The following is a 4,696-nucleotide window of genomic DNA, read 5'->3' on the forward strand; positions in this document are numbered from 1 at the left end:
CACCACAGTAACATAATGGATCTTGAAATCGAGAGATATCTCTCAATCTGTAACTATTATCGATCGCTTAACTGGTTAACGTTACGGTATAAGCATCGCTAATTCCGTTTACTTGTTTAATTTCTGCCAAAATTCCATCTGGTAACGGATCGTCGAGACTCAATACCATGACAGCATCGCCGCGCACGATTTTACGTCCGACTTGCATACTGGCAATATTGACATTAAATTTACCCAACAACGAACCGATAATGCCAATAATGCCCGGTACATCTTTATGGACTGTAAAGAGCATATTCTGAGTCGGTACCACGTTAACGGGGAAATCATCTACGCTAGTAATTCGCATTTCAGCATCGCCAAGCAGCGCGCCTGTCACTGAATGTTGACCCAAAGAACCTTTAGCAATCAGCTTGAGTGTCGCGGCGTAGTCGCGAATCGAAGCATCGCGAGTTTCGGAGACATGAATGCCCCGCTCTTTGGCTTCAATCCCGGCATTGACATAATTAACCCGTTCGCGCAAGGCGGGAGATAATAAGCCTTTGAGTGCGGCGGTAACAATTGGTTTGGTTTGTTGTTCTGCCAAATCTCCATATAAGCCAACTTGAAGATCGTTAATCCGTCCGCCAGCTAATTGACTGACCATATTCCCGATCGTTTCGGCAAGTTGTAGATATGGTTTGAGCTGGGCGAGGGCATCGGGGTGGAGTCCGGGAATGTTCACCGCAGACCGCGCTGGCAGCCCCAGCAATACATCCCGAATCTGTTCGGCAACATCGAGCGCGACATTGACTTGGGCTTCGGCGGTAGAGGCTCCTAGGTGGGGCGTGAGGACAATTTCTTTACCCAGGCTGCGGAGTTCGGATTCGCCTAATGGTTCGGTGGCAAATACGTCAATCGCCGCCCCGGCAATCGTTCCATCGCGGAGAGCGGTTGCTAGGGCTGCTTCGTCGATAATGCCACCGCGCGCGCAGTTAATAATCCGCGCTTGGGGTTTCATTTTCGCTAATGTTTCGGCGTTAATCAGATTGGTCGTTTCTGGCGTTTTGGGAATGTGGAGCGTAATATAATCAGATTCGCGGAAAATTGCATCTAAATCGACCAATCTACAACCCAGTTCCTCGGCGCGCTCGGCCGAAATAAACGGATCGTAGGCGAGTAATTTCATGCCCATCGCTTTGGCGACTGTGGCGACATGAGAACCAATTTTGCCTAAACCCACGACACCGAGGGTTTTTTTGTAAACTTCAGTCCCGACGAACTGTTTGCGGTTCCACTGTCCGCTTTTCATCGACTGGTTTGCTTCGGGAATGTAGCGCGACATCGACAACATCATCGCTAAGGCGTGTTCGGCTGCCGCGATCGTGTTACCTTCTGGAGAGTTAACAACCACGATCCCTTTCCGGGTAGCAGCGGGGACATCGACATTATCTACCCCAACACCTGCGCGCCCAATAATTTTGAGATTGGTAGCAGCTTCGATAATTTCTTGAGTGACGCGGGTTTCCGATCGAATCATAATCGCATCGTACTCGCCGATAATCCGTGCTAATTCTGCTGGTGGTAGGCCAATTTTAACGTCTACTTGAGCGACTTGCAGCAGGATATCAATCCCCGCCTGGTCGATAGGATCGGAAACAAGAACTTTTGACACGATCGGTTAGGTAAGATAAAGGTCAGTGCAATAGCACATTCTAACTGGATTAGCCCCCCAGCGGGGTTATCCTTTCGTTCAATTTCACAATCTATACTTTAGGTGTTAGGTTTTAGGCTTTAGGCTTTAGGGGAGAAGGGGGAAAGGGTAAAGGGTAAAGTACATACAGGCAAAATATTCCCCAGTCTCCCAGTCTCCCAGTCCCCTCGTCTCCCCGTCTCCCCGCTCCAATCCAAATAGCTATAATGTAAGATGAATAACAATTATTTAGTCGCAGTACTGTCCGATCGTATCCAGGCAGAATCAGCATATACCATGCTGGAAAAGCAGGGGTTACCGTTAGATAAAATTACCATTCTCGGTCGCGGATATAAAAGTGCCGATGAATTTGGGTTGATCGATCCCAATGAAGTTGCCCAAAAGCAGGCAAAGCTCATGGCAAGTTGGCTGGTTCCCTTTGGCTTTCTAGCTGGGCTGGGATTTAGCTTCTCGACCAACTTACACACATTTGCCTGGGCGGGAGAAGTCGGAGATCGGCTCATTGGCGGCTTGCTCGGCGCAATCGGTGGTGCAATGGGTAGTGTATTTATCGGTGGTGGCGGTGGAATTGCTTTTGGTAGTGGCGACGCGCTCCCCTATCGCAATCGTCTCAATGCAGGTAAATATCTAATCGTTGTTGAGGGTTCCCAACTACTGCTACAACAATCAACCACTATCCTCCGCAAATTCGATCTTGAAAATATTAAAAGCTACATCGATATGTACCAGTAACGATCTGCACTTTTCGCTGTCGAGAAGTATGTGAAGCGGAGCACTAGGAGCCAGGATCTAGGTGTAATTAGAATACTTTACCACGGTCGAAACCGCTATTTACAATAATTGTCTCGAACAGGTTCCTCACTACTGGGGGAAACCACAAGAATGCACTTTCAACTTTCCACTAATCCTAAATGCTCCCAAGAGAAGAACTATTAAAACGAGTCGAAAATCGCGAAACTGTAGCACGGGCGATCGATTTAGCCGAACAAGCAATTAAAACTTGGGAAGTTGTCGAAACCGACTTCCTTTCACCACCAGAAATCGCTGAAATCAAAGGTGTATTCGGTCGCCTCAGCGATGTCGAAATTATCGCCACAGGCGGCTATCCCCAAGCCGAGAGACAAAGGTTGGGTATCTGTCGGAGCGAATTGCCATTTGAACCCAGTCAAGTGCCTTTAGCTGCCATTCAGATTGCGGGAAATTTTCTCTTCGATCCGCCTACCCATCGCGATTTTTTAGGTGCGATGTTAGGTTGTGGCATCGTTCGCGATAAAACAGGTGATATTATCGTACTAGGCGAACAGGGTGCCCAAGCGATCGTCGCCCCAGAATTGGTGGAGTTTTTAGAAACTAATTTAACTCAAGTTCGATCGGTACCTGTCAAAACTCGCCGCATTGATTTTAGTGAATTAAAGATTCGCGAACCCAAGAAAAAAGAACTGATTACCACCGAAGCCTCGCTGCGATTGGATGCGATCGCATCTGCTGGATTTGGTATGTCTCGTAGTAAGATGGTCGATCTAATTTCTAGTGGCGATGTCCGCGTTAATTGGAAAGAGATCGGTCAATCAGCTCATGCACTTAAAGCTGGCGATCTAGTTGCGATTCGCGGTAAAGGAAGACTAGAAATTGGTGAAATTGCCATTACTAAAAAGGAAAGATATCGGATTAATTTAACTAGATACATTTAAGTAATATCGCGATTCTTAGATATAAAAACGCGAATATTTAAAATAGAGATAATAGGCATTTACTATCATCTCTATTTCTCCCATCTCCTCCCATCTCCCATCTCTTATGCAAGTCCAATTTCGTGAATTCAGTCAGTTTGATGTTTGGTTTTGGTTGGAATTTAATAATGTACCATCCGAACAAGAGAAAAAGCTAGTTGAAGAAGTTTTTTCTTCGTGGTTTTTCTTGGGTAAATTAGGCGGATTTAACGCCGAAAATAGCCAAGTCCAAGAAACGGGATTAGATTTGAGCTATATGGACTATGACAACGATGCTAGCGACAACGCAATGATGTCATTAATGCATAATCTGGGCGATTTTGAGTACGAAGGCAATTGGGGACGCTGCTGGCTAGATTTAGGAACTAGCGACTCAATCGCGATCGATATTTTAATCAACTCGCTCAACCAATTAAGTAGAGAATATGTCGAAATTCAACAATTAATCATCGGCGGTGAAAATGATGACTGGGAAATAGATCCCAGTTATAAAGAGTCTTTATTTCAAGACATTAACTAATCTACAGCGGATCGAGCGGTTGACAAAAGCGGTTGACTCCACACTCGTGAGCGTACAATAACACGGGTAAAATTAATAACTGAGGACAAACTTTTGTATTCACAAAATGCTCGAATAACGGCAAAAAATTACCATCTACCATATCATTACGAAATTCCGATCGACAGATGGCAACGCGACATTTTTTGGCTAATCCATCCAACCATTCACTATTAGTAATATCCGGTTGTTGTCCGGCCCGAATTGCTAAAGTCATGGCTGCATCTTCGAGATCGCCTTCGCAGTCAGCGATAGTTTCCAAGCTGAAAAGTGCATCGGGGATATCGGCAAATACAATTTGCAATTCCGCAACGATTTGGAGATCTATCATACTAATTTTTAATGCGTTGGCGTAATCTTGACTTAAATTAAATTGATTTGACGATCGGGTAAGCTTAACATTTTCCGATCGCCATAATATATGATTAGCTTAAAACTAGAGATCGAGAAAGTTTGTTCTCGATCGACCTTTTCGACTAGGCAATTTTAACACCTTTCCAAAAAGCAACATAGCCCGTAATGTTTTTAGCAGCATCTTTAGGTTCGGGATAGTACCAAGCAGCATCTTGATTAACTTGACCTTCTACTTCGACACTATAATAGTTACACATTCCTTTCCAGCCACAGCTAGTATGAGTGTTGCTATCTGTAAAATATTGTTTGTTGAGACTATCTGGCGGAAAGTATTGATTGTTTTCAACAACGACTGTTGCA

6 protein-coding genes are annotated in these 4,696 nt (G+C 45.0%); 3 read left to right on the forward strand and 3 right to left on the reverse strand.

Going from position 1 to position 4,696, the window contains the following annotated elements:
* Positions 1-67: 67 nt before the first annotated feature.
* Positions 68-1,654, reverse strand: a complete 1,587-nt coding sequence (gene serA, locus RMO79_RS01180) for a phosphoglycerate dehydrogenase (protein ID WP_310481218.1) — start codon at positions 1,652-1,654, stop codon at positions 68-70.
* 252 nt (positions 1,655-1,906) lie between these two features.
* On the opposite strand from serA, the gene RMO79_RS01185 reads away from it, so the two are divergent.
* The 3 genes from RMO79_RS01185 to RMO79_RS01195 all read left to right on the forward strand — a co-directional run bounded on the left by RMO79_RS01185 (position 1,907) and on the right by RMO79_RS01195 (position 3,943).
* Positions 1,907-2,425, forward strand: coding sequence for a hypothetical protein (locus tag RMO79_RS01185; RefSeq protein ID WP_310481219.1), 519 nt, complete (start codon positions 1,907-1,909; stop codon positions 2,423-2,425).
* Between the two features lie 179 nt (positions 2,426-2,604).
* Positions 2,605-3,384 carry a photosystem II S4 domain protein gene (locus RMO79_RS01190; protein ID WP_310481220.1) on the forward strand — a complete coding sequence of 260 codons (780 nt, stop codon included), beginning with the start codon at positions 2,605-2,607 and terminating at the stop codon, positions 3,382-3,384.
* A 106-nt stretch (positions 3,385-3,490) separates the two neighbouring features.
* The gene (locus RMO79_RS01195) at positions 3,491-3,943 is read left to right on the forward strand and encodes a DUF3531 family protein (RefSeq protein ID WP_310481221.1); all 453 of its coding nucleotides are present in this window, start codon (positions 3,491-3,493) and stop codon (positions 3,941-3,943) included.
* 1 nt (position 3,944) lies between these two features.
* Here RMO79_RS01195 and RMO79_RS01200 read toward each other — a convergent pair whose 3' ends face one another.
* Positions 3,945-4,313 carry a hypothetical protein gene (locus tag RMO79_RS01200; RefSeq protein ID WP_310481222.1) on the reverse strand — a complete coding sequence of 123 codons (369 nt, stop codon included), beginning with the start codon at positions 4,311-4,313 and terminating at the stop codon, positions 3,945-3,947.
* Positions 4,314-4,458: 145 nt separating this feature from the next.
* Positions 4,459-4,696 (reverse strand): DUF427 domain-containing protein (locus RMO79_RS01205; RefSeq protein WP_310481224.1); only part of this gene is annotated, 238 nt, incomplete at its 5' end.

The organism is Chamaesiphon sp. VAR_48_metabat_403, assembly GCF_031422475.1.
Classification (GTDB): domain Bacteria; phylum Cyanobacteriota; class Cyanobacteriia; order Cyanobacteriales; family Chamaesiphonaceae; genus Chamaesiphon.

Coding starts and splice junctions, on each gene's coding strand:
- RMO79_RS01185 (WP_310481219.1), top strand. CDS start 1,907: ATGAATAACAATTATTTAGTCGCAGTACTGTCCGATCGTATCCAGGCA.
- RMO79_RS01190 (WP_310481220.1), top strand. CDS start 2,605: ATGCTCCCAAGAGAAGAACTATTAAAACGAGTCGAAAATCGCGAAACT.
- RMO79_RS01195 (WP_310481221.1), top strand. CDS start 3,491: ATGCAAGTCCAATTTCGTGAATTCAGTCAGTTTGATGTTTGGTTTTGG.
- RMO79_RS01200 (WP_310481222.1), bottom strand. CDS start 4,313: ATGATAGATCTCCAAATCGTTGCGGAATTGCAAATTGTATTTGCCGAT.